At 73.0% G+C, this 1997-nt stretch carries 3 protein-coding genes; all 3 read right to left on the bottom strand.

Going from position 1 to position 1997, the window contains the following annotated elements:
- A partial coding sequence (locus tag ACFPZL_RS12630; RefSeq protein ID WP_382335699.1) for a metal ABC transporter permease occupies nucleotides 1-674 on the bottom strand: 674 nt, incomplete at its 3' end.
- Complete coding sequence (locus tag ACFPZL_RS12635) at nucleotides 671-1579, bottom strand: metal ABC transporter permease (RefSeq protein WP_218114497.1); 909 nt, start codon at nucleotides 1577-1579, stop codon at nucleotides 671-673. The genes ACFPZL_RS12635 and ACFPZL_RS12630, both read right to left, overlap by 4 nt.
- A gap of 7 nt (nucleotides 1580-1586) precedes the next feature.
- The coding region (locus ACFPZL_RS12640; RefSeq protein WP_382335701.1) for an ATP-binding cassette domain-containing protein at nucleotides 1587-1997 on the bottom strand (411 nt) is incomplete at its 5' end.

Raw genomic sequence — 1997 nt, forward strand, 5'->3', positions numbered from 1 at the left:
AGGCCGCCGACGACGCCGAGGCCGGCGGCGATGGGCGGGATCCAGTGCACCCGAGGCGCCACGAGCTGCGCCGCCGCCGCCGGACCGATCAGCACGGCGACGCCGAGGATCGCGCCCACCGCGGGCATCGCCACGACGACGCTCGCGGCGACGATGCCCGTGACCGCCAGTTCGATCGGCCAGCTCCGGAAGCCGGCCGTCTCGAAGCCCACGGGGTCGAAGGTGTGGAAGAGGATCCGCCTCGCCATCACGCCCGCGACGATCAGCGAGAGCGCCAGGACCACTGCGGTCGCCGTGACGTCGGCACCCGTCACGGAGAGGGGCGAGCCGACCAACAGCGCGTCGACGGGCACGCCCAGCCCCGGGTTCAGGCTCGACAGCAGTGCGCCGAGGGCGAAACCGAACGACAGCACGACGCCGCTCGCCACCTGCCGACCCTGCCCGGGCACTCGGGAGAGCAGCGTCATCATGAGCACCAGCAGCAGCGCGAAGAGCGCCTGCCCGATCAGCAGGTTGGCGCCGGCGATCGCGAAGATCACCCCGCCCGGGAACGTCGCGTGGCTGAGGGCCACGGCGAAGAAGGAACGGCGGCGCAGCACGATCAGGGTGCCTGCGACGCCGCCGAGGAGGCCGAGCAGGGCGAGTTCGAGCGCGGCGAGGGCGAAGTAGTTCATCGTGCGCCTCCGGCCGGACGTGCGGCACCGGCGCCGATCCGACCCGCGAGCGAGCGGATCAGCACGGCGAGGGCGTAGAGGGCCACGAGCAGCAGGACCACGAGGGCCCCCGGGGAGATGGTCGCCCCGGTACGCACCGACCAGTCGAAGGCCAGCCACAGCCCGGCGACACCGGCGACGAGAGGGACGAGCACAGCGACCGGGACGAGCAGTCGGAGCCGGCGCGTCGCGAGGCGGGACACCGCCATCGGCACGGTCAGCAGCGCTACGACCATGAGGACGCCGAGCGCCTGCACGCCTGCGACGGTGAGCAGGGCGATCGCCGCGGTGAGCGCCAGATCCGCCGCGCGCGGCGAGTAGCCGGCCGCCTCGGCGCCCTCGGGGTCGAAGGCGCGGAAGATCTGGGCGCGGCGCGTCACCAGCATGATCCCGATCGCGAGGATCGCGACGGCGAGGATCTGCCACAGCTGCACCGCGGTCACCGTGAGCAGACGACCGAAGAGCAGTTCCTGCAGCTGCGAGACGTACCCCTCCTGCCTGGAGACGAGGACGACGCCCAGGCTGAAGAGACCGGTGAGCACGACAGCGATCGCCGCATCCCCGTCCGCGCGGGGCGACCCGCCACGACGACCGCCGCCATGCCCGCCGCCGAGGAGCGCGAACAGCACGGCCGCGATGAGGGCGGCGAGCACCGCCCCGGGCAGGAGCCCGGCGGATCCGCCGAGGGCCGCGCCGATCACGAGCCCGGGGAACACGGCGTGCACGACGCCGTCGCTCACGAACTCCATCTCGCGGAAGCTGATCCCGAGTCCCACGACGCCCGCCGCGACGGCGAGGATCGCGACCGTCGCGAGCGCGCGCGCCATGAAGGGCAACGCGAACACCTCGAGGAGGCCGACATCCATGGGGCGCCTACTCCGTCTCGCGGGAGGTGGTCACGGTGTGCTCGTCGAGCTCCACCGTCATGTCGTGGAACGCATGCTCCACGGCCTCCAGCGTGAGCGCCTCGCCGATCGGACCGAAGCCGGCCGGGTGCCCCGGCTGGTCGTGCGAGTGCCCGGCGGAGAGCAGCAGCACATGCGTGCAGGCCTTCTGCGCGATCTCGAGGTCGTGCGTGCTCACGATGATCGTGCGCCCCTCGGCGCGCAGCTCGCCGAGCAGCTCGAGCAGGGTGTCGCGGTTCTCGCGGTCCAGGCCGTTGAACGGCTCGTCGAGCAGGAGCAGGCGGGGGTTCGAGACCAGCGCACGGGCGAGAATGCCGCGCTGCTGCTGCCCGCCCGAGAGCTCGTCGAAGCGGCGGCCCGCGACCCCGGCGAGGCCCAC

It is taken from the genome of Leucobacter soli (assembly GCF_042659205.1).
Classification (GTDB): Bacteria; Actinomycetota; Actinomycetes; order Actinomycetales; family Microbacteriaceae; genus Leucobacter; species Leucobacter soli.

Coding starts and splice junctions, on each gene's coding strand:
- ACFPZL_RS12635 (WP_218114497.1), bottom strand. CDS start 1,579: ATGGATGTCGGCCTCCTCGAGGTGTTCGCGTTGCCCTTCATGGCGCGC.